This is a genomic window from Micromonospora trifolii (assembly GCF_022229005.1).
Taxonomy (GTDB): domain Bacteria; phylum Actinomycetota; class Actinomycetes; order Mycobacteriales; family Micromonosporaceae; genus Micromonospora; species Micromonospora trifolii.
This window is the reverse complement of sequence record NZ_JAKKFD010000019.1, coordinates 109,467-128,634: the sequence shown is the minus strand read 5'-3', so window position 1 is coordinate 128,634 and position 19,168 is coordinate 109,467. Positions and strand designations below refer to the sequence as shown.

Annotated in this window: 22 protein-coding genes and 3 tRNA genes; 11 read left to right on the top strand and 14 right to left on the bottom strand. The window is 71.2% G+C overall.

What is annotated here, in order from left to right:
• Positions 1 to 20: 20 nt before the first annotated feature.
• The 3 genes from purM to amcA all read left to right on the top strand — a co-directional run bounded on the left by purM (position 21) and on the right by amcA (position 2,647).
• Entirely contained in the window at positions 21 to 1,175 is a 1,155-nt protein-coding gene (gene purM / locus NIE79_RS12795) for a phosphoribosylformylglycinamidine cyclo-ligase (RefSeq protein WP_196920530.1), read from the top strand.
• Positions 1,176 to 1,347: 172 nt separating this feature from the next.
• On the top strand, positions 1,348 to 2,451 hold the full coding sequence (amcB, locus tag NIE79_RS12790) for a cyclophane-forming radical SAM peptide maturase AmcB (RefSeq protein ID WP_308193173.1): 1,104 nt from the start codon (positions 1,348 to 1,350) through the stop codon (positions 2,449 to 2,451).
• On the top strand, positions 2,420 to 2,647 hold the full coding sequence (amcA, locus tag NIE79_RS12785; protein WP_238678747.1) for a multiple cyclophane-containing RiPP AmcA: 228 nt from the start codon (positions 2,420 to 2,422) through the stop codon (positions 2,645 to 2,647). Before amcB ends, amcA begins: the two co-directional genes overlap by 32 nt.
• Positions 2,648 to 2,783: 136 nt before the next feature.
• On the opposite strand, the gene NIE79_RS12780 is transcribed toward amcA, so the two are convergent.
• Both NIE79_RS12780 and NIE79_RS12775 read right to left on the bottom strand, forming a co-directional pair.
• Positions 2,784 to 2,999, bottom strand: a complete 216-nt coding sequence (locus NIE79_RS12780) for a DUF3073 domain-containing protein (protein ID WP_030332207.1) — start codon at positions 2,997 to 2,999, stop codon at positions 2,784 to 2,786.
• 300 nt (positions 3,000 to 3,299) lie between these two features.
• Positions 3,300 to 4,382 carry a Leu/Phe/Val dehydrogenase gene (locus NIE79_RS12775; protein ID WP_210784156.1) on the bottom strand — a complete coding sequence of 361 codons (1,083 nt, stop codon included), beginning with the start codon at positions 4,380 to 4,382 and terminating at the stop codon, positions 3,300 to 3,302.
• 193 nt (positions 4,383 to 4,575) lie between these two features.
• Between NIE79_RS12775 and NIE79_RS12770 the strand changes: the two genes are divergently transcribed.
• Both NIE79_RS12770 and NIE79_RS12765 read left to right on the top strand, forming a co-directional pair.
• Positions 4,576 to 5,415: a DUF8083 family protein gene (locus NIE79_RS12770; RefSeq protein WP_238678788.1), complete on the top strand. Its 840-nt coding sequence runs from the start codon at positions 4,576 to 4,578 to the stop codon at positions 5,413 to 5,415.
• A gap of 250 nt (positions 5,416 to 5,665) precedes the next feature.
• Positions 5,666 to 5,875 (top strand): BldC family transcriptional regulator, encoded by a 210-nt coding sequence (locus NIE79_RS12765; protein ID WP_007073996.1) that lies wholly within the window; start codon positions 5,666 to 5,668, stop codon positions 5,873 to 5,875.
• 87 nt (positions 5,876 to 5,962) lie between these two features.
• Here NIE79_RS12765 and NIE79_RS12760 read toward each other — a convergent pair whose 3' ends face one another.
• Entirely contained in the window at positions 5,963 to 6,352 is a 390-nt protein-coding gene (locus NIE79_RS12760) for a PPOX class F420-dependent oxidoreductase (protein WP_238678746.1), read from the bottom strand.
• Between the two features lie 54 nt (positions 6,353 to 6,406).
• Between NIE79_RS12760 and NIE79_RS12755 the strand changes: the two genes are divergently transcribed.
• Positions 6,407 to 7,186 carry a class I SAM-dependent methyltransferase gene (locus NIE79_RS12755; RefSeq protein ID WP_238678745.1) on the top strand — a complete coding sequence of 260 codons (780 nt, stop codon included), beginning with the start codon at positions 6,407 to 6,409 and terminating at the stop codon, positions 7,184 to 7,186.
• A 49-nt stretch (positions 7,187 to 7,235) separates the two neighbouring features.
• On the opposite strand, the gene NIE79_RS12750 is transcribed toward NIE79_RS12755, so the two are convergent.
• On the bottom strand, positions 7,236 to 7,523 hold the full coding sequence (locus tag NIE79_RS12750; RefSeq protein ID WP_238678744.1) for a hypothetical protein: 288 nt from the start codon (positions 7,521 to 7,523) through the stop codon (positions 7,236 to 7,238).
• Positions 7,524 to 7,700: 177 nt separating this feature from the next.
• Here NIE79_RS12750 and NIE79_RS12745 point away from each other — a divergent pair, with 177 nt between their 5' ends.
• Complete coding sequence (locus NIE79_RS12745) at positions 7,701 to 8,558, top strand: 3-hydroxyacyl-CoA dehydrogenase family protein (RefSeq protein ID WP_238678743.1); 858 nt, start codon at positions 7,701 to 7,703, stop codon at positions 8,556 to 8,558.
• Positions 8,555 to 9,298, top strand: coding sequence for an enoyl-CoA hydratase/isomerase family protein (locus tag NIE79_RS12740; RefSeq protein WP_238678742.1), 744 nt, complete (start codon positions 8,555 to 8,557; stop codon positions 9,296 to 9,298). Before NIE79_RS12745 ends, NIE79_RS12740 begins: the two co-directional genes overlap by 4 nt.
• A gap of 67 nt (positions 9,299 to 9,365) precedes the next feature.
• Here NIE79_RS12740 and NIE79_RS12735 read toward each other — a convergent pair whose 3' ends face one another.
• Positions 9,366 to 10,709 (bottom strand): ABC transporter substrate-binding protein, encoded by a 1,344-nt coding sequence (locus NIE79_RS12735; RefSeq protein ID WP_238678741.1) that lies wholly within the window; start codon positions 10,707 to 10,709, stop codon positions 9,366 to 9,368.
• A 156-nt stretch (positions 10,710 to 10,865) separates the two neighbouring features.
• Between NIE79_RS12735 and NIE79_RS12730 the strand changes: the two genes are divergently transcribed.
• A complete protein-coding gene (locus NIE79_RS12730) occupies positions 10,866 to 11,255 on the top strand; it encodes a hypothetical protein (protein ID WP_238678740.1) in 390 nt (129 codons plus the stop codon).
• Between the two features lie 57 nt (positions 11,256 to 11,312).
• Here the strand turns inward: NIE79_RS12730 and NIE79_RS12725 are convergent, their stop codons facing one another.
• On the bottom strand, positions 11,313 to 11,753 hold the full coding sequence (locus NIE79_RS12725; RefSeq protein ID WP_238678739.1) for a hypothetical protein: 441 nt from the start codon (positions 11,751 to 11,753) through the stop codon (positions 11,313 to 11,315).
• A 129-nt stretch (positions 11,754 to 11,882) separates the two neighbouring features.
• Between NIE79_RS12725 and NIE79_RS12720 the strand changes: the two genes are divergently transcribed.
• A complete protein-coding gene (locus tag NIE79_RS12720) occupies positions 11,883 to 12,587 on the top strand; it encodes a DUF2786 domain-containing protein (protein WP_238678738.1) in 705 nt (234 codons plus the stop codon).
• A gap of 12 nt (positions 12,588 to 12,599) precedes the next feature.
• Here the strand turns inward: NIE79_RS12720 and NIE79_RS12715 are convergent, their stop codons facing one another.
• A complete protein-coding gene (locus NIE79_RS12715) occupies positions 12,600 to 13,127 on the bottom strand; it encodes an SRPBCC family protein (RefSeq protein ID WP_238678737.1) in 528 nt (175 codons plus the stop codon).
• Between the two features lie 46 nt (positions 13,128 to 13,173).
• On the opposite strand from NIE79_RS12715, the gene NIE79_RS12710 reads away from it, so the two are divergent.
• Positions 13,174 to 14,466 (top strand): hypothetical protein, encoded by a 1,293-nt coding sequence (locus NIE79_RS12710; protein WP_238678736.1) that lies wholly within the window; start codon positions 13,174 to 13,176, stop codon positions 14,464 to 14,466.
• Between the two features lie 252 nt (positions 14,467 to 14,718).
• Here the strand turns inward: NIE79_RS12710 and NIE79_RS12705 are convergent.
• From NIE79_RS12705 to crtI, 7 genes are all read right to left on the bottom strand, one after another.
• Positions 14,719 to 14,792: transfer RNA gene (locus tag NIE79_RS12705), tRNA-Phe, on the bottom strand.
• A gap of 99 nt (positions 14,793 to 14,891) precedes the next feature.
• Positions 14,892 to 14,965 (bottom strand) — tRNA-Asp (locus tag NIE79_RS12700).
• An 83-nt stretch (positions 14,966 to 15,048) separates the two neighbouring features.
• A tRNA-Glu gene (locus NIE79_RS12695) sits at positions 15,049 to 15,121 on the bottom strand.
• A 154-nt stretch (positions 15,122 to 15,275) separates the two neighbouring features.
• A complete protein-coding gene (locus NIE79_RS12690; RefSeq protein ID WP_238678735.1) occupies positions 15,276 to 16,058 on the bottom strand; it encodes a polysaccharide deacetylase family protein in 783 nt (260 codons plus the stop codon).
• Between the two features lie 75 nt (positions 16,059 to 16,133).
• On the bottom strand, positions 16,134 to 17,078 hold the full coding sequence (locus NIE79_RS12685; RefSeq protein WP_238678787.1) for a MerR family transcriptional regulator: 945 nt from the start codon (positions 17,076 to 17,078) through the stop codon (positions 16,134 to 16,136).
• On the bottom strand, positions 17,068 to 17,688 hold the full coding sequence (idi, locus tag NIE79_RS12680; RefSeq protein ID WP_238678734.1) for an isopentenyl-diphosphate Delta-isomerase: 621 nt from the start codon (positions 17,686 to 17,688) through the stop codon (positions 17,068 to 17,070). Before idi ends, NIE79_RS12685 begins: the two co-directional genes overlap by 11 nt.
• Positions 17,685 to 19,166, bottom strand: a complete 1,482-nt coding sequence (crtI, locus tag NIE79_RS12675) for a phytoene desaturase family protein (RefSeq protein ID WP_238678733.1) — start codon at positions 19,164 to 19,166, stop codon at positions 17,685 to 17,687. The genes idi and crtI overlap by 4 nt, the downstream gene beginning before the upstream one ends.
• Positions 19,167 to 19,168 lie beyond the last annotated feature (2 nt).

Below are 19,168 nucleotides of genomic sequence, written 5' to 3'. Positions count from 1 at the left end.
GAGAACCAAAGGGGAGAACCGTGACGCACGTGTCCGAGCGCAGCGGCGCAGGAAGCAGCCCGACCGGCGCCGGCGGCGACCGCCAGCCGTGGACGGGCGGTGCTGGCCGCCAGGCGCGCAAACGCTCGGTCTCGTACGCCGACGCCGGTGTCTCCATCGACGCGGGTGACCGCGCGGTGGAGCTGCTCAAGTCGAAGGTGCGGCAGACCCGCCGTCCCGAGGTGCTCGGTGACCTCGGTGGCTTCGCCGGCCTGTTCCGCCTGGACACGAAGAAGTACAAGAGCCCGATCCTGGCGTCCTCCACCGACGGGGTGGGCACCAAGCTGGTGATCGCCCAGCAGATGGACATTCACGACACGGTCGGCATCGACCTGGTCGCGATGGTCGTCGACGACCTGGTGGCCTGCGGCGCCGAGCCGCTGTTCCTGCTCGACTACATCGCCACCGGTGAGGTCGTGCCGGACAAGGTCGCCGAGATCGGTGCGGGCATCGCCGACGGCTGCCGCTACGCCGGCTGCGCGCTGCTGGGCGGCGAGACCGCTGAGCACCCCGGCGTGCTGCGCCCGGACGAGTACGACATCTCCGCGACCGGCGTGGGCGTTGTCGAGGAAGCCGACATCCTCAGCCCGGAGCGGGTCGAGGTGGGCGACGTGGTGATCGCCATGCGCTCCTCCGGCCTGCACTCCAACGGGTACTCGCTGGTCCGGCACGTGCTGCTGGGCGCGGCCCGGATGCGTCTGGACATCGTGATCGACGACTTCGGTCGGCAGCGGACCCTCGGCGAGGAGCTGCTCACCCCGACCAAGATCTACGCCAAGGACTGCCTCAAGCTGATCGCCGAGGCCGAGGTGCGGGCGCTGTCCCACATCACCGGCGGCGGCATCCCCGGCAACCTGGTCCGGGTGCTGCCCGAGCACGTCGACGCTGTGGTCAACCGGTCCACCTGGAAGCCGCAGCCGATCTTCGACCTGATCCAGACGAAGGGTCGGATCGACGACCACGACATGGAGTCGACCTTCAACATGGGCGTCGGCATGTTCGCGATCGTGTCGGCCGAGGACGCCGACCGGGCGCTGGCCACTCTGACCGGCCGTGGGGTCGAGGCGTGGCAGGCCGGCGAGATCATCGAGGGCACCGGCAACGTGCAGATGGTTGGTCAGCACACCCGAGGCTGATCACCCTCCGGTGATCGTACGGGCACCTGATCAGGGCTTCACCCGAGTGGCTAATGCCGCCTAGCCTGAAGGGCACCCTTCAGAGATGGTCGGGAAGCCGCGAGGCTTTCCGACCGCCTCTCAGGCTAGGCGGAGGAGGGCGATGGCTGCTCGGGGACAGTCGTTCAGCGGGATGCGCGGTCTGGCCGCCGTCCCGTCGTACGTCGTCATGCAGCCCACCACCCTCTGCAACCTCGACTGCGCGTACTGCTATCTGCCTTTTCGGGCCGCCGACCGCCGGATGCCGGTGGCGGTGGCCGAGGCGGTCGCAGTCGCTGTCAATCAGTGGGCGGCGAACGGTCGGTTCTCCGTCGTGTGGCACGGCGGCGAACCCCTGGCCACCGGTCGAGAGCACCTGGCCGAGCTGATCGCCCCGTTCGGGCCAGAGGTCGAGCACCACGTGCAGACAAACGCCACCCTCATCGACGACGACTGGTGTGATTTCTTCGCCCGGCACGAGATGCGGGTGAGTGTGAGCGTCGACGGGCCCCGGGCGCGCAACGGCGACCGGGTCAACCGGGGTGGTCAGCCGGCGTACGACAGGATCCTGCACGGCATCTCGGTGCTGCGTCGGCGCGGTCTGCCCTTCTCCGCGCTGGCCGTGGTGTCCCGGCCGGAGCCGGGGCTCGCCACCGAGCTGTACGACTACTTCCTCGAGCTGGGCTGCGACGTGCTGGGCATCAACATCGAGGAGACCGAGGGAGTCAACACCCGCGACAACCGCCACGACCCGTCGGCCGTGTCCGCGTTCTGGGCGGAGTTGGTCGGGGCGTGGCGCCGGGAGCCCCGGATCCACCTCCGCGAGATCGAGTGGTCGTTGCGCTACGCCGCGGCGGTGCTCGACAACTCGGCGGACGCGGTGCTGCCCCGCCAACTGGACCCGATCCCGACGATCGGGCACGACGGCTCGGTGATCGTGCTCTCCCCGGAGCTGGCCGGGTTCACCGACCCCCGCTACGGCGACTTCGGCAGCGGCAACGTGCTGACGACCCCGTTGGCGCAGATCCTCGGCAACGCGGCGACCACGCCGTGGGTGGGGGAGTTCCTGGCCGGGGTGGAGGCGTGTCGGGCGTCCTGCTCGTACTTCGGCTTCTGCGGTGGCGGCCATGCCGCCAACCGTTACTTCGAGCTGGGGCGTTTTGACGGTACGGAGACCGAGCACTGCCGCAACAGCAAGATCCGCCTATTGGAGGGAGTGTTGGAGCATGCCCGAGACCACCAGTCACCGGCGGCCTGAGCGCGAAGCGGACAACGGAGTCACCGAACGGGTGCGGGACGCGGCTCCCGCGCTCGTCGCACTGCTCCAGGAGGCCGAGGATGCACGGCGGCTGCGTTCGGAGGTGTCGGGCGGAGAGGGCTCCAGCGCGGTCTGCGCCTGGAACCACTTCGAGAACATCCCGACGTTCTACAACTGGAACAATCGCCCGCGCTGAGGAAACCGTTGTCAGGGGCCTGTCGAGCGGCCGGAGTGGATCCGGTCGGGCCAGGCCCCTGATCGTCGGCGGCTGAACCTGCACGTCACGTGCGTGAGCGCGCGGGGGTTACCGCGTGCTCAGCTGCGTCGAGAGGTCAGCGGGTCGGACGGACCCAGGGATCCGGATCGTCGTCCGCGTGATCCTCATCATCGTCGTCGACGAACTCTTTAGAGTCGTCGTCGAAGTGGTGCTCAGACTTACCAGCACCCGCCAGTTCGCGCTGCAAAGCGGTGAGGTCGGTGTTCGGGGAGTGGTACTTCAACTCCCGCGCCACCTTAGTCTGCTTGGCCTTAGCACGGCCGCGCCCCATGGCTCGACCCCCTCGCACAGAATGCGGGGCAGCCCGAAGGCGGGCCCCGATGACGTCAGGCATCTCTCGTGGCTCTTACGGTACATGGGGATGCCACCGTTCGGCACCTCGGGTTACCGTCAGCCGGCTCTGCGCGTCGCGTCGATCCGGCCGTCACCCAGTGTACCGGGTAAGGAGCGGAACGGTTAGCACCCGTGACACCGGACAAACCGCATCAAATTTGACCCCGGCTCAGCTTACCCAGCGACACCCGACACCGGGGCCCGGAGGCGGATCTCGTCGACCCGCCCCCGGGATCGCTCAGCGCAGGTGGATCGCGCGCAGGCGGCCGACGTCCGCCATCCGCCGCTCCGCCAGCCGGTCGGCGGCCACCGCCGGCGGCACGCCCTCCGCGTCAGCCAGGTGCAGGATCTCGCGGGTGGTGTCGTAGATCCGGGTCGCCCGCAGCTTCGCCCGGTCGAAGTTGAAGCCCTCGATCTCGTCGGCCACCTGGATCACGCCGCCCGCGTTCACCACGTAGTCCGGGGTGTAGAGGATGCCCCGGTCGGCCAGCAGCTTCTCGATGCCCGGGTGGGCGAGTTGGTTGTTCGCCGCCCCGGTGACCACCTTGGCGCGCAACGCCGGCACCGTGTCGTCGTTCAGGGCGCCGCCCAGCGCGCACGGCGCGTACACGTCGATGTCCGCGGCGACCAGCGCGCTGGAGTCGTCGACGAGGGTGACCTGCGGGTGGTTGCTGCGCACCCACGCCAGCGCCTTCGGGTTGACGTCGGTGGCGACCACCTCGGCGCCGTCCTCCAGCAGGTGCCCGGTGAGGTACTTGCCGACCTTGCCCAGGCCGGCCACGCCGACCCGCCGGCCCCGCAGGCTCGGGGTGCCCCACACGTGCTCGGCCGCGGCCCGCATCCCCTGGAAGACACCCCAGGCGGTGAGGATCGACGAGTCGCCGGCGCCGCCGTGCTCCACGCTGCGCCCGGTCACGTAGCGGGTCTCGCGGGCCACGACGTCCATGTCCGCCACGTACGTGCCGACGTCACAGGCGGTGTAGTAGCGGCCGCCCAGCGACTCCACGAAGCGGCCGTACGCGCGCAGCAGCGCCTCGCTCTTGATCTGCTCCGGGTCGCCCCAGATGACGGCCTTGCCGCCGCCCAGGTCCAGACCGGCGAGCGCGTTCTTGTACGCCATCCCGCGGGACAGGTCCAGCACGTCGGCGAGGGCGTCGTCCTCGCTCGCGTACGGGTAGAAGCGGGTGCCGCCGAGCGCCGGGCCCAGCGCTGTGGAGTAGATCCCGATGATCGCCTTCAGGCCGCTCTGCTTGTCCTGGCAGAACACGACCTGTTCGTGACCTGTCGAGACCGGGTCGTCGGTGCTCGCGAATACGCCCATTGTTGGCTCCTACTGTGGTGTGCGTCCTTGTGGGACGCGGACCTGGTGGACCCCGGCGGGGATGCTGCCGGTGTGATCGAGCCTAGTATCGGCCGCCGGGCGGGCGCTCGACGCGCCGCCGCCGTCTCACGGTGCGGCGCGCGTGCTCCGGCCGCTGACCGCGTACGGGCGTGGTTCGTGGGAGGATCGCGCGGTGCCGTCGCTCTTCGCTTCTTACCTGCGCGTGTACGAACCGTTGGCCGCCTTCGATCGAGACCGGCAGAGCTACTGGCGCCGCTACGTCTCGGAGGGGCGCGCTGTCGCCCCGGTCGAGGGGCCCGGTCGGCAGCGGACGGCGGTGATCGAGGCGCTGGGCGCCGGCTGGACCCGGCTGCCGGACCTGCCGGAGGAGGCGTACGTCCTGGAGACGGACGACGGCCTGCTGGTCTGCCCGTGGAACCTGCGCATCCGGGTCGCTGAGGCGGCGCTGAGCGCCCGGGACGGGGTGCCCTCGGTGCTCGCCGACGCCTTCGTGCCGCCGGTGCTCGCCGGGCAGGCCAGGGCGGTGGTGGACGACTGGCGCAGTGGCGCCCGGGTGCTGGAGCACGGTGTGCCCCGGGTGCACGAGCAGATCGCCACCTGGGGCGTACCGCTGCGGTGGTTCGTGCTCTTCGACCCGGCGGAACGGGATCTGGTCACCCAGCCGGGCCGGCGGGCGTTGCGCTACCGCACCGAGATCTCCAAGGCCCGACGTCGCTCGTCGCGGGCGCTGTCGGTGCTGCGCAAGTCGGTGGGCGAGGCGCCGATCACCGAGGCGGTGGAGGAGGCGGCCCGCTGGCTGGAGGAGTTCCATCCGCGGTCCGTGGTGGAGCTGGACTACGGCGGTCTGGTCGACCTGCTCTCCGACGAGACGCTTGCCGCTGACGACTCGCCCGAACTGGTTGCCGGCGGCCTCGCGGGGCTGTCGCGCGGCGAGGCCGAGGAGGCGTCGGCCGCGTACGACAAGTTGGTGGCTCGGTGGCGCGCGGTGCAGCTGTTGGAGCGGTGCAACTAGGGCATATCACCCTAGGAGCGCTCCCAAGGTGAGTTGTGCTCGTAGTTGACGCATCACGAACCGTGATCATGAGTCCGAATAAGGTAGTTCCTGCCGTGTAAAAGTCGTAAAAATCGGGCATGGTTCATCCGTCCGTCTAGGGACCTTCATCCGTTCGGCCCATGTCGGACATCGGGGACTAGCCGGACCATGGGAGACGCGTCGGCCGGCGGGACCCCGGCCGATGTCTATACATGTGGAGGAGTGACCGATGGCATCGCGAACGCACGAACCAGAGCCGCTACTCACGCCGGCCGAGGTGGCGTCGATGTTCCGGGTCGACCCGAAGACGGTGACCCGGTGGGCCAAGGCTGGCAAGCTCAGTGCCATCCGCACCCTGGGTGGCCACCGTCGGTACCGTGAGTCGGAGGTCAGGGCGCTGCTGCAGGGCCAGATCCCGCAGCAGCGGCAGGGCGACTGAGCTGGCGATAGTTTTTTCGGCAGGGGCGGTGGATCTCGATCCGCCGCCCCTTTCGTATGCACCGCCGAGCACGACACCGGCCACGGATCAGCGTCGTGGCTCGGCCAACGTCACACGGATGCCGACAGTGCCGCCCTCGCCGCGACGCAACCGGCTGCCCAGCAGGCTCAGGCGACCGATCAGGCGGTACTTGTGCTTGAGCAGGTCTCGGACCCGACCGGTGTCACCGCCCCCGTAGATCGTCGCGTGGGCCGGCACCTCCGCCCCGTGCGGCCGACCCCGTACGTCGCACGGGGCCACTGTCACCTCGCCGTTGCGGCGGATCCGCTTCACCTTGCCCGAGTCGGCCCGGGTCCAGACCGCCAACGCCTCGCCGTCGCGCACCGCCCAGACCGGGGTCGGCACCGCCCGACCGTCATTGCGGAAGGTCGTGAGCAGGATGTACTTCTCAGCCGACAGCCGGTCCAGCATGGTCACGCCGCCAGGATACGGCCGGTGTGGACCACTGAGTGGCCGGATAGCGTGAACGTCGTGACGGTTGAGCCCCTAATCGGTGACGTGATCGGCGAACTGCTGCGGGACACGCTCGCCGTGGCCACCGGGGTAGGCCCCCGGCCCCTGGTCGGTGGTCGACTGCCGCGACCGGTCATCGAGATCATCGAACGGGACGACGGCCTGATCAACGGCGCCCCGGCCGCGCACTACCTGGACGGGCCGGCGGAGTGGCAGCCGTACGACCACCGCGCGGTGGACCGGGCGCACGGCGAGACGCTGGACATCGGCACCGGAGCCGGCCGGATCGCGCTGCTGCTCCAGGAGCGCGGCGTACCGGTCACCGGGCTGGACACCTCCGCGGGTGCGCTGGAGGTGAGCCGGCGTCGCGGCGTCCGGCGGCTGGTGCACGGCACCGTCGACACGCACGTCGCCGACGGGGCGCAATACGACACGTTCCTGCTGCTCGGCAACAACCTCGGGCTGTTCGAGGGGCGGGAGCGGGCTCCCGAGTTCCTGGCCGCGCTCGCCGCGCTGGCCCGACCGGGAGCGCAGATCATCGCGCAGGGCACCGACCCGTACGGCACCCGCGACCCGCTGCACACCGGTTACCACGAGCGCAACCGTCGGCGCGGCCGGCTCGGTGGTCAGCTGCGGCTACGGCTGCGCTACCGCGAGTTGAGCACCGAGTGGTTCGACTACCTGGTCTGCTCGGCGGACGAGTTCGCCAGCCTGGTGCACGGCACCGGTTGGCGGCTCACCGATGTGGACCACCGGGATGCCCCCTACTACCTGGCCACACTGCGCCTCGCGGACTGAGCGAGGCCCCCACCCTCCGCCGGGCGGAGAGCGGGGGCCGTCGTACGTCTCAGAGCTGGACGGTCGGGGGGAGCTGCTCGGGCGGGAGGCCGCCGTCGCCGTCGACCACCTCGTCCGGTTGGCCGTCCTCGTCGATGTCGACCATGGTGATGTCCACCTTGCCGTCACCGTCGGTGTCGAACTGGAACAGGTCCGCCTTGCCGTCGCCGTCGGTGTCCACCACCCACACGTCGGTCTTGCCGTCGTTGTTGGTGTCGGCGCGCAGCAGTTCGACCCGCTCGTCGCCTCGGGTCTCCACGATCTCCCCGTCGGTGACGCTCTCCGGTGCCTGGCTCATCTCGATGCGGTCCTTCCCTCGGTTGACGGGCCGTCATTACCCGATCCGGCGCTCCCCCACGCATGGGCCGGGTCGTCGCGCTGTCTAGGGTCGCACCATGAGCGAGCGGAGCGGGCGGGACACCCGGGCCGGCGTTGCGGGGACCCCGCGCGTCGGCGGGCGGGACAGGGAGGCGTGATGAGCGATCGTTTCGTGGTCGTCGGTGCCGGCACGATGGGGCTTGGCATCGCGTACGTGGCGGCCGGCGCCGGGCACGCCGTCGAGTTGGTCGAGGTGGACCCCGAGCGGGGCGCGGCCGCGCTGAACCGGCTCGCCGAGCTGTGGGAGCGGGCGGTGCAGCGCGGGAAGCTGAGCGCCGACGAGGCCGCCACCAACCGGCAGCGGGTGACGCTGCGTCCCACCCTCGCCGCTGTCGCCCCGGCCCCCGAGGTGATCGTGGAGGCGGTGCCGGAGCGCCTCGACCTCAAGCGCGCGGTGCTGCGTGACGCCGCCGCGCTGCGCCCGGCGCTGCTGGGCAGCAACACCTCCAGCATCGCCATCGGCGCGCTGGCCGCCGAGCTGGAGGCGCCCGAGCGCTTCGTCGGCCTGCACTTCTTCAACCCGGTCTGGGCGATGGCGCTGCTGGAGATCGTGGTCGGCCCGGCCACCGCCGAGGAGACCACCGCCGCGGCCGTCACGCTCGCCGGCCGGTTGGGCAAGGACCCCGTCGTCGTACGCGACATGCCCGGCTTCGCCACCTCCCGGCTCGGGGTCACCCTCGGGTTGGAGGCGATCCGGATGGTCGCCGACGGGGTGGCCAGCCCGGCGGACATCGACAAGGCCATGGTGCTCGGCTACCGGCATCCGATCGGGCCGTTGGAGCTCACCGACCTGGTCGGCCTCGACGTGCGGCTGGACATCGCCCGAACCCTCCAGGCCGCGTACGGGGACCGCTTCGCGCCGCCGCCCCTGCTGGAGGAGCTGGTGGCCGCCGGGCGGCTGGGTAAGAAGTCCGGGCAGGGCTTCTACCGTTGGGAAGGCGGTGCGAAACAGTGAGCGGGTTGCGGATCGAGGAGCGGCCGGACCGGCTGGTGGTCACCCTGGACCGGCCGGAGAAGCGCAACGCCATCGACGCTGACCTGATCGCCGAGCTGCACCAGGTCTGCGCCGAGTTGGAGGCGCGTCCGCGACTGCTGCTGCTCACCGGTGGCGCGGCGGGCATCTTCGCCGGTGGCGCCGACATCGGTCAGCTCCGCGAACGCGGTCGCACCGACGCTCTCGCCGCGATCAACTCGGCCGCCTTCGCCCGCATCCGGGCGCTGCCGATGCCGACCGTGGCGGCCGTCGACGGCCCGGCGTTGGGCGGTGGCGCGGAGCTGGCGTACGCCTGCGATCTTCGCGTGTGCACGGCGCGGGCGGTCTTCGGCCAACCGGAAGTCCGGTTGGGCATCCTGGCCGGCGCCGGCGCGACCCACCGGCTGCCCGCGTTGATCGGCGAGGGCCGGGCCAAGGAGCTGCTCTTCACCGGCCGGCGGGTGGATGCCACCGAGGCGCTGCGGATCGGCCTGGTGAACCGGGTGGTGGACGAGCCCGGCGAGCTGCTGGCGGTGGCGGACGCGTTGCTGGACGAGATCGCCCTGGGCTCACCGTTGGCGGTGCGGCTGACCAAGCTGGCGGTGGACGCGCCGGCCGCCGCGCACCCGCATCTCGACCTGGTCAGCCAGGCGGTGCTGTTCGAGGACGACGAGAAGCACCGCCGGATGACCGAGTTCCTGGAGCGCCGCCGGCCGCGCTGATTCCCCGCGTACCAGAAACGGCCGCACCGGCGGGAAGCCGGTGCGGCCGTCGTGGTTTCGGTCCTGCCTACTGCCGGATCTGCACCCCGGCGTCGGCCAGGCCGCGGATCACCTGGGCGGACTCACCGAAGCCGATGATCAGTACCGCGTCCGCGCCGAATGCCTTGATCTCCTTCGCGCCGCCGCTGAAGTCGACAGGCGCGGCCTTGGCGTCGGCCGGCGGCTCGTACGTCAACAGCTTGAGCCGGTCGTTGGCGATACCGGCCTTCTCCAGCTCGTCGCGGACGGTGCCCTGGAGGCCCTCACCGTAGGAGTCCTTGCGGGCGACGATGACGATCTTCTGCGACCCGTCGCGAAGGATCACGTCGGCCAGCGCCCGGCCCTGGAGGCTGTCCGGCGGGGCGGTACGGAAGTAGAGACCCTGGTCGTCCACGTCGGTCAGGCTGCTGTCGGTGTTGGACGGGGAGAAGAGGATCTTCCCGGCCTGCACCACGTCCGGCAGAACCGCCCGGGAGATACCCGAACCGCCGGCACCGATGATCACGCTGACGCCGTCCGTCACGTGCTTGGCAACCGTGGCCTTGGCCACCGCCGGGTTGGTGCCGTCGTCGCCGTCCAGCCACGTCACCGGCTTGCCCAGTGCGCCGCCAGCGGCGTTGATCTCTTTGATCGCCAGCGCGGCGCCGGCGGCCATCGGCGGGTACGCGATCGCGAGGTCACCGGTCTTCGGCAGCAGGCCGCCCAGAACCAGCGGCTCCTGGTCGGCGGCGCCACCCGGGCGCTGCTTCTTCGGCCTCGGCGGCGTCTTGGTGCTCGCCGCCGACTCGATGCCCGCGCCAACGAACTCGGTCTTGCCGTCGTTGATCTGCTGCCCGTCGAAGGTCAGCGTGGCGTAGCTCGCGGTGGCCGGCTCACCCTTGTCGGTGAAGCCCGCCCGGGTCAGCGACACGCCGCGGTACTCGATGTCCTGCCCGTTGCGGGCCAGCGCGAGACAACTGGCCGGGTCTTCGCAGCGCTGCCCGTCGTTGGTCACGGCGACGATCTGCTTGGTGATGGCGGCCGGGTCGGTGCTGCCGGCCAACTGGGCGGCGAGCACGGCGATCACCACCGCGTCGTAGGTCTCGGCGGAGTACACGTAGTCCGTCAGCGCCGGATTGACGGCCCGTAGCCGGCCCTTGAAGTCGTCTGGCAGCGGAACGAGGGGCGTGGTGCCCTTCATCCCGTCGACGAGACTCGCCCGTTCCTTCAACTCCGCTGGATAGGAGTTGAGCATGTTGCCGTCCGTGCCGTAGAGGCGCACCTGTTGGGCGCTTGCCTCGTCGGGCTTGTCATCCCCGCAAGCGCTTGTGGCGAGCAGGAGCGTCGCGCAGGCAGCCAGTGTGGCTACCCGCGAGCGGCGTGATTCGAACATGGTCGTCCTTCCTCCGGCGAAGGTCCGCTGCGCACATTAGCGTGCCGAGGCCGGCGGCGGGACCGTGGAGGTGGCGTAATGCGCAGGTAGCTCGCGTTGAACACGGACAGTGACGGTCATGAGGGGTGCTTGACCACCCGTCCTACTGTGCGCTGCGTGACCGACCTACCACAGCAGACGTTCGATGACGCGGCCGCCGTACTCCGTTCGGCGCTGACCGGCGATGGAGAAGCGGTGGTGGGAGCGTTCGACGCGGTGGTCGACCGGGCCGGCCTGGACGGCGCGTACGGCGTCGCCTGGTGCCTGGCCGCGACCATGCTCGGCGACGCGCCAGCGGCCAGTGGGGCGGCGCTCGACTTCCCGGGAATCGATCAGGCCGGGTACGACACCCGCTGGGTCGCCCGCTTCGTCAGTGCGTACGCGAACCGGGATGAACCGACCGGTGAGGCGCTGTTCGGCGCGGCGGCCGCCGACGGTCTGCTCCCCGACTGCCTGCTCACACTCGCGGGCTCGACGATCGCCACCCTGCGCAGCCGCGCCGGGTGACCCGCCGCCGGGTCGCGGCGTCCGTCGGGGGGCGGACGCCGCGACCGCGCGGGCCACTCAGAACGCGTGGTACGCGATCAGCGGTTCGTACTCGTACCGCAGGTTCTCGAAGCGGACCCGGAAGTTGACGCCGTCCCGGACGTTGGTCGCCACCGTGATCCAGCCCGAGTTGGCCGGCAGGTAGGTCCAGTAGTTGCAGGCGCTCGTCTTGTCGACGAAGATCACGCACGCCTCGGTGGCGTACACGCTCGCGTTGCGGACGTTGATGTCGCGACAGCGCGTCGTGGTGCGGTACTGGCCGGCCGAGCCGCCGTAGCGGCCGGTCTCGAAGTACGACCGGACCGCCCCGCCGTAACAGGTGGCCAGCGGGGCGAACGCGTTCGGCCCGGAGCTGACCGGCGCGGTCGGTGTGATCGGCTCCGCCAGCGCGGGTGTACCGACGGAGAGCAGTGCGGTGGCCGTGGCGACGGCGAGCAGACGAGCGGTCGGGGATGGCATCCGTTCGTTCCTCCAAACAGTTGGCTGACCGTCCGTATTGGACTGATCATCTGGCCGTGACGATGATACGTATCGATCGATCGCGGCGCGGCCCCGATGATGTCCGGCCCGTGTGGTAGCTCTGTAGGCATGTCCGAGGCCATGCTCAGCAAGGTGCGCAAGCTGCTGGCCCAGGCCGAGGACCCGGCCTGCACGCCGGCCGAGTCCGCCGCGTTCACCGCCAAGGCAACCGAGTTGATCGCCCGCTACGGCGTCGACCGGGCGCTACTCGCCGCCCGGGATCCGACCACCGACCCGGTCGGCGACCGCGTGCTGGACGTCGTCGCCCCGTACGCCCGAGACAAGGTCGGCCTGCTCGCCGCGGTGGCCGAACCCCTGCGCTGCCGCTGCGTACGCCGTCGGCAGGGCAACGGCTTCGCCCTGCACCTCTTCGGCTTCGCCAGCGACCTGGAACGGGTCGACGTGCTCTTCACCTCACTGCTCGTGCAGGCGGCACACGGCCTGGCCGCCACCGAGGTCCCCGCGGACGACCACCCTGCCGCCTTCCGCCGCTCCTGGCTCGCCGGCTTCGCGGAGGTGGTCGGAGGTCGACTCTGGGCGGCCGAGTCGGCGGCGGCCAGCGAGTCGGGCGCACCGACGATGGCGCTGGTGTTGACCGACCGCTCCGACCGGGTGCAGCGCCGGCTCAGCGAGGAGTACCCACGGCTGCGTACCGCACCGCCACGACGGCTGGGCGGCACCGGCTTCGGCTCGGGGGCCGAGGCCGGCCAACGCGCGAACCTTGGTGGTCGGGACCTCGGCGGCGCCGCTGCCGGTCGGCGGCTCGGCCGCTGACCCGGTGGGTCGTCAGGCCGTCGTGGTGGGGCGGTGGCGCGACACCGTGGCGACGTAGCGGGTGAGCAACTCGTGCCAGCCGGCAGTGAGCGCCTTGCGGTAACCCTCGGCGGCCTCGCCGTGCCGGTCGAAGTGCCGGTGCTCCAGCTCGACCCGGGTGCGTTCCGGCCCCTCGGCATGGAACAGCACCTCGACCTCGCTCGCGCGGGCCGGGTCCGGCACCGGCGCCCGGTCGGGGCCGATCTGCCAGACGAAGACCAGCCGGCGAGGCGGATCCCAGGTGAGCACCCGACCCCAGTCGGCGCGGAAGCCGTACGGGCCCAACTCGTAGAGCATGCCGCCGGCCCGAGGCTCCATGCCCAGCTCAGCCAGCGCGTCCGGGCCCGACCAGGTGTATTCGGTGACCCACCAGTCGGTCAGCTCGTCGGTGAAGACCGCGAACGCGTGCTCGACGGAGCCCGGGACGAGGAGGCTGCACCGGAGAGAGAACTGGCCGACGTCCTGCCGGATGTCGGCCGGATCAGTCAATTCCTGTCCCATAGGCCCGGACCATACCGGCTGATGCCTCGGTGTGCAGCTTCGCGCGGTGCCCGGTTCCAGACAGAGGGTCGTCGAGTCGTCACGGACGGGATGGCCCGCCGGAAAGCGGGTAACCGCGCCCAACGGCTCGGACGACCGGGCCGGTGTGCAGGTGGGGCGGGAGAGCATGGGCGACAGCGGGCAGCAGCGGGAGCCGGACCGGAACGTCGACAGCGGGAACCCGGACGTCCTGCTCGACATTCCGAAGGTCTCCGTCGACTCCATCCGGCTGGCGGTCGACGGTCTGGAGGCCGACCTGTCGCTGCGGGCCCGGGTGGCCAACCTGCTCCAGGTCGACGCCGGCGTACGCGTGCACCTCAACAGCGGCGAGTTGAACATCGACGGGGTGAACGCCGAGGCGCAGCTGCGGGTGCGGTTGGAGCAGCTGACCAGAATCCTGGGACGCGCGCTCGACACGCTCGACCACAACCCACACATCATCGAGGCGCTCGCACGCACGGCCGGCACCGCCTTCGACGACGTGAACCGCAGCGCCCAGCAGTTGGCCGCGGGCGCAGCGGAGATCAAGGCATCGACTCGACGCTCGGACGGCGTACGCGACGAGCCGGGCCGCCAGGTGAGCGCGGCCAGCCCGGTGGCCGACCGCGACCGACTGGCTTCCGATCGACCGGATCCAGGTCTACCGGGCCCCGATCGGCCGGGCCCCGATCGGCCGGGCCCCGATCGGCCGGGCCCCGATCGGCCGGGCCCTGGCCGGCCGGATGGGGGTCGGTCCGGGGCGGGCCCGGTCGGCTCGGACCGAGGTGCTGGAGGACCCGGGGCGCGGGCTGGCGGCCCGGGGTCAGCTGACCAGGCGCACCCGTCGGGCCCGCAGCCGGAGGGTCGGCGTCCTGAGGGTCCGGATGCGCAGGGCCAGCATCCTCAGGGACGGCAGCCAGATGGACGGCAGCCGCAGGGCCGAGGGCCTGAGGTCGGCGCGCCAGGTGGCAACCGCCCGGGAGGCCAGCGGCACGAGGGGCCGCGTCACGACGAGGAGAAGCATCCCGAAGGCTCGGGTGACGGGAAGCGCCCGGGAGGGGCAGGCCGGGACCAGCAGCGCCCCGAGGGACCGGCGGGAGGGGAGACCGCGAACCAGCCCGGTCGATCGGCTGGGCCCGGCCCGAACCCGTCCGGGCACGGCCACGGTGGTCTGCCGGGCGCGGCGCAGAGCGCAGCCCAGAGCGCGGCGCAACTCGCCGAGCAGGCGGGGGAGACGCTGCGAGAGGCCGGACGCAGCGTGTGGGAGGCGATTCAGGGCAGTGTGGCGCAGCACCGCCCGCCGGGCCGTCGCGACCACTGACGCCGCGCCGTCGTGCGTCACTGTCCGCCGCGCAGCCGCAGCCGCCGACATCAGGGCCATCGTGCGTCAGCGTGATCGACTCGGTTTCCTTGAAATCGCGGTGTCGCGAGCGCTGGGATACCCCGACATCAGGGAAGTCGAGTCGATCATGCGGTCCGTGGGGCTGCTCGTTGGCTCCAAGCGCCGGAAACAGCAAGATCCCCACCTGCGTTTCCGCTGGTGGGGACCTCTGTAGCCCGGCGAAAGGCTATGTGGCCAGGGGCGGGGTCGAACCGCCGACCTTCCGATTTTCAGTCGGACGCTCGTACCAACTGAGCTACCTGGCCGTGTCGCTCGGCTCATGTTACCCGGCAACCGGACGAACCGGCGGCAAGGCGACCTGCTCCGATACGCAGAACGCCGCGCGAGGCGCGGCGTCAGCGCTGCGGTCCTGACGGGACTTGAACCCGCGACCTCCGCCTTGACAGGGCGGCGAGCACTCCAACTGCTCCACAGGACCTAGCTTGTATTGCTCCGGCTTGCGCCGGTCGTGCCTTGCTCCGGCTTGCGCCGGTCGTGCCTTGCTCCGGCTTGCGCCGGTCGTGCCCCCAACGGGATTCGAACCCGTGCTACCGCCTTGAAAGGGCGGCGTCCTGGGCCGCTAGACGATGAGGGCGGCCCCGCCATCATTGCACATTCGCAACTTCAAGCGGACTTGCTCCCATCCGGCCCCGCCGGAGGCTTGGAAAGCATACGTGATGCTCCGCCGGTCGACAAAATCGGTATGGGCAAGGGTTTGGGACGGGTCATAACCGCAGGTCAGAGCGGTTCTAGCGGAGTCGGGTGATGCCGAAGCGCTGCTTCAGGTCGGCGATCAACTTCGGGCATGCGGCGAGTGTCGCGGCCCGATTACCGCCTCCGTCGTGCAGGAGAACGATCGCACCGGGCCGGGTGGCGGCGTGGACGCGCTTGCCGATCGTGGCCGCGGTCGGCTTGTCCCAGTCCTGCGGGTCGACCGACCAGTGCAGCGGACGCATGCCGAGGTCCTTGGCCACTCCGAGCACCTCCGACGTCCACCGGCCGCCCGGCTGCCGGTAGAACGACACCTTCGCGCCGGGAGCGGCCTTCCGGATGGCTTTGTTGGTGCGGTCCAGGTCGGCCCGGATCTCGCCGACAGGTCGACGGGCAAGATCGAGGTCGTGGCGCCAGCTGTGGTTGCAGAGCTGATGTCCTTCCCGGACGATCCGACGGACCAACTCCGGGTGACGCTGCACCTCGCGACCGACGACGCAGAAGGTCGCTGTCACCTTGGCGGCCTTCAGCTGGTCGAGCACCTTGGGTGTCCAGGCCGGGCTGGGCCCGTCGTCGAACGTCAGGGCCACCGGGCGTACGCCGGTGTTGCGCCCCAGGCCGGAGGGGAGCTTGGCCGGCAGCGGCCGCAGTGGCGGCTTGGCCGGCTTGGTGACGCTGGGGTGCGGTGTCGGGGTGGGCGGCGTGGTCGATTCCACCGGCCGTGGAGCGCCGGCAGGTGCGATGGTGCGTTCCGGCTGGGCACAGCCGGAAAGGACCAGCGCCACGGCGAGGACGGACGCCAGGATGGCGCGGGCTTGCATCTGCTCGCTCCCGGAGGGTCGGGGTAGGCGGACCCGCCCGACGGTAGTTCACGCCGCGATCCGGCGACAGTGCGATCAATCACGCCTCGACTGGTCCAGGGAGTCGCGGACGGCGGCGGAGAGCGAGACCGCCTCGGCCAGGTCGACCGGCCGCACCACCCCGGCGGGCAGCGTGTCGGCTCGCCAGCCGGGGCCGGCGGCGAGCACCAGCAACGGGCGTCGGGGGGCGGCGAGCAGCGCGCCGAGTTGGGTCGGGTCGGCGGTGGCCCGGGTGTGCGACCAGAGCACCACGGCGGCCGGTCCGGTCCGGTTGACAGCCTCGACGAGAGCGGCCACCGGCACCCGGGCGCCGAGCATCCGGTAGCTGACACCGGCCTCCGCGAGAGCTGCCGCCAACGCCTCCAGCGGCAGGGTGTGCTGTTCCTCGTCGGCGCAGGAGAGCAGGATCCGGGCCGGCCCGGTGGGGACGTTGGCCCGACTGGCGGCCGCGAGCGCCTCCGAGACGCAGCGGGACATAAGGTGTTCCACCTCGATCAGGCCGGCGGTGGCGGCGTGGCGTTCGCCGATGCCGGCGAGCACCGGGCGTAGCAGGCCCTCCCAGGTGGCGACGACCCCGCCGGCGGCCAGGGCGTGCGCGATCGTCTCGCTGATCGCCGCCGCGTCCAGTCGCATGGCGGCCCGGGCCAGCCCGCGGGCCGCCGGGCCGGCGCGGCCGACCGGGATGGAGCCGCCGCCGTCACGGCCGGTCGGGTGGATCCGGGCGGGGGCGACGGTGCCGTTGGGCGTCGGGTCCGGTGACTGGCGGGCCCACCGTGCCGCCTCGGCGGGGCTCACCCCCTCGGCGGTGAGTCGTCGCATGATCTCGAGGCGGGCCAGGTCGGTGGGTGTGTACCGGCGGTGGTGACCGGGGATGTGTTCGCTGGGCCCGAGCCCGTAGCGCTGGTGCCAGGTGCGGAGGGTGGTCACCGCGACCCCCAACCGACGTGCGACAGCGCCCGCGCTCAGCGCCTCATCGACCACCCGACCGCTCCGCCGTGTCATCCGCCGACGATCCTGGCGGCGTCATGGCCGGGCTGGTTGCGCCTGACCGGGATTCCGAGGGGCGTAGCAGCTGGTTCACCACCCCGCCCAGCCAGGGCGCGTACGACCGGGGGTCGATCTTCAACTCGGCCTCCAGCGCGGTGGGGTCGGCCCACCGCAGTTCGGCCACCTCGTCCGGGTCGGGCAGTAGCGGAGCGCTGGGCAGGAACTCGCCTCGCAGTACGTGGTCGTACTCGAACTCGACCCGACCGGTCGCCGGGTCCTCGGCGTAGTAGACGTAGACGCCGACCTCGGTCAACTCAACCGGGCCCGCGCCCAACTCCTCGCCCAACCGTCGGTTGGCCGCCTCGGCGAGCGACTCCCCAGGCTGGGGGTGACCGCAGCACGAGTTGGCCCAGCGCAGCGGGAACCGGGTCTTCACGGCGGCTCGGCGCTGGAGCAGCACCTGACCGTCCGGGTTCACCAGCAACACCGAGAAGGCCCGGTGCAGCTGCCCCGGTGGTTGGTGCGCGGCCGCCACTGTCGTCTCGCCGTGGGCCGTGCCGGTCTCGTCGACCAGTTCGACGAGGTGCTTCTCACGGCTGGTCATCGACCTTCTCCGGTGATCCGGCCGGCGGCGAGCTTGCCGGAGATGAGCACCATCGGCACGCCGACGCCGGGTTGGGTCCCGGAGCCGACGAAGACCACGTTCGACAGGTCGCGGTGCAGGTTGGACGGGCGGAACGGGCCGGTCTGGAAGAGCGTGTGCGCGGCGGCGAACGGGGTGCCGGCGGCCATCCCCTGCTCCTCCCACTCGGCGGGGGTGATCGCCCGGATCACCTCCACCCCGGCGCCGAAGCCGACGTAGCCGCGCTCCTCCAGGGTGCCGATCAGCTGGTCGGTGTAGCGCTGGGTCAGGTCGCCGCGCCACTCGAACGGCGCCCGGTGCAGGTTGGGCACCGGAGCGAGCACGTAGTAGGTGTGTCGGTCCGGCGGGGCCACCGCGGAGTCGGTCCGGCTCGGGTTGGTCACCAGCAGCGACGGATCGGTCATCAGCTCACCCCGTCGGATGACCTCATCGAAGGTGCCCTTCCACGCGCGTCCGAAATGGATGTTGTGATGGGCGATCTTCGCATAGGCCTGTCGGGAGCCGACGTGCAGAACGACGCAGGAGGGCGAGTAGGTGAGCCGGCGCTGCGGCGCGGCGGGGAGCAGGTCCCGGTAGGCGACCGGCAGGTCGGGGTTGAGCACCACCACGTCCGCCGGCACCAGGTCGCCGTCGGCGGTGAGCACGCCGGTGGCGCGGCCGTTAACGGTCTCCACCCGGGTCACTGTGGTGTCGTACCGGATCTGCACTCCGTGCTTCTCGGCAGCGCCGGCCATCGCCCTGGAGACCGCGTGGATGCCACCGCGCGGGAAGTAGACCCCGGCCACCGAGTCGAGGTACGCGATGACCGCGTAGATGGCCAGCGCGTCGTGCGGCGCGAGGCCGGCGTACATCGCCTGGAAGGAGAAGATGCGCTGGGTACGCGGGTCCCGGAAGAACTGGTTGATCTTCGTCTGGAGGCGCCGGAAGGCCCCGCCGCTGAGCAGCTTGAGCAGGTTGCCGGTGATCAGGTCGGTCGGCGCGTCCAGGTTGCGCTCGATGAAGTCGGTGCGCTCCAGCCGCCACAGCTCCCGCGCGTACTCGACGAACCGCAGGTAGCCGTCGGCCTCCCGGGGCCCGCAGACCCGGGAGATCTCGGCCGCCATCCGGGTGGTGTCGGTGAGCACGTCGAGGGTCGAGCCGTCCGGGTAGTACGCCCGGTAGGCGGGATCGAGCGGGGTCAGGTCCAGCCAGTCGTGCAGCTCCTCGCCGACCGCGCCGAGCGCCTCGGCGATCAGGTCGGGCATGGTGAGCACTGTCGGGCCGGTGTCGAACTCGTAGCCGTCCACGCCGAGGCGTCCGGCCCGCCCGCCGGGCACCGGCTCGCGCTCCAGCACTGTCACCTGTCGACCGCTGCCGGCCAGGTGCAGCGCGCAGGCGAGCCCGCCCAGCCCGGCCCCGACGACCACCACCCGGTCCGTCCGTCCTGTCACCGTCCGCACGT

Bases quoted from the DNA above. Each gene is read 5' to 3' on its own strand.
- amcB (WP_308193173.1), top strand. From the start codon at position 1,348: ATGCGCGGTCTGGCCGCCGTCCCGTCGTACGTCGTCATGCAGCCCACC.
- amcA (WP_238678747.1), top strand. From the start codon at position 2,420: ATGCCCGAGACCACCAGTCACCGGCGGCCTGAGCGCGAAGCGGACAAC.
- NIE79_RS12780 (WP_030332207.1), bottom strand. From the start codon at position 2,999: ATGGGGCGCGGCCGTGCTAAGGCCAAGCAGACTAAGGTGGCGCGGGAG.
- NIE79_RS12775 (WP_210784156.1), bottom strand. From the start codon at position 4,382: ATGGGCGTATTCGCGAGCACCGACGACCCGGTCTCGACAGGTCACGAA.
- NIE79_RS12765 (WP_007073996.1), top strand. From the start codon at position 5,666: ATGGCATCGCGAACGCACGAACCAGAGCCGCTACTCACGCCGGCCGAG.
- NIE79_RS12750 (WP_238678744.1), bottom strand. From the start codon at position 7,523: ATGAGCCAGGCACCGGAGAGCGTCACCGACGGGGAGATCGTGGAGACC.
- NIE79_RS12745 (WP_238678743.1), top strand. From the start codon at position 7,701: ATGAGCGATCGTTTCGTGGTCGTCGGTGCCGGCACGATGGGGCTTGGC.
- NIE79_RS12735 (WP_238678741.1), bottom strand. From the start codon at position 10,709: ATGTTCGAATCACGCCGCTCGCGGGTAGCCACACTGGCTGCCTGCGCG.
- NIE79_RS12725 (WP_238678739.1), bottom strand. From the start codon at position 11,753: ATGCCATCCCCGACCGCTCGTCTGCTCGCCGTCGCCACGGCCACCGCA.
- NIE79_RS12720 (WP_238678738.1), top strand. From the start codon at position 11,883: ATGTCCGAGGCCATGCTCAGCAAGGTGCGCAAGCTGCTGGCCCAGGCC.
- NIE79_RS12715 (WP_238678737.1), bottom strand. From the start codon at position 13,127: ATGGGACAGGAATTGACTGATCCGGCCGACATCCGGCAGGACGTCGGC.
- NIE79_RS12690 (WP_238678735.1), bottom strand. From the start codon at position 16,058: ATGCAAGCCCGCGCCATCCTGGCGTCCGTCCTCGCCGTGGCGCTGGTC.
- idi (WP_238678734.1), bottom strand. From the start codon at position 17,688: ATGACCAGCCGTGAGAAGCACCTCGTCGAACTGGTCGACGAGACCGGC.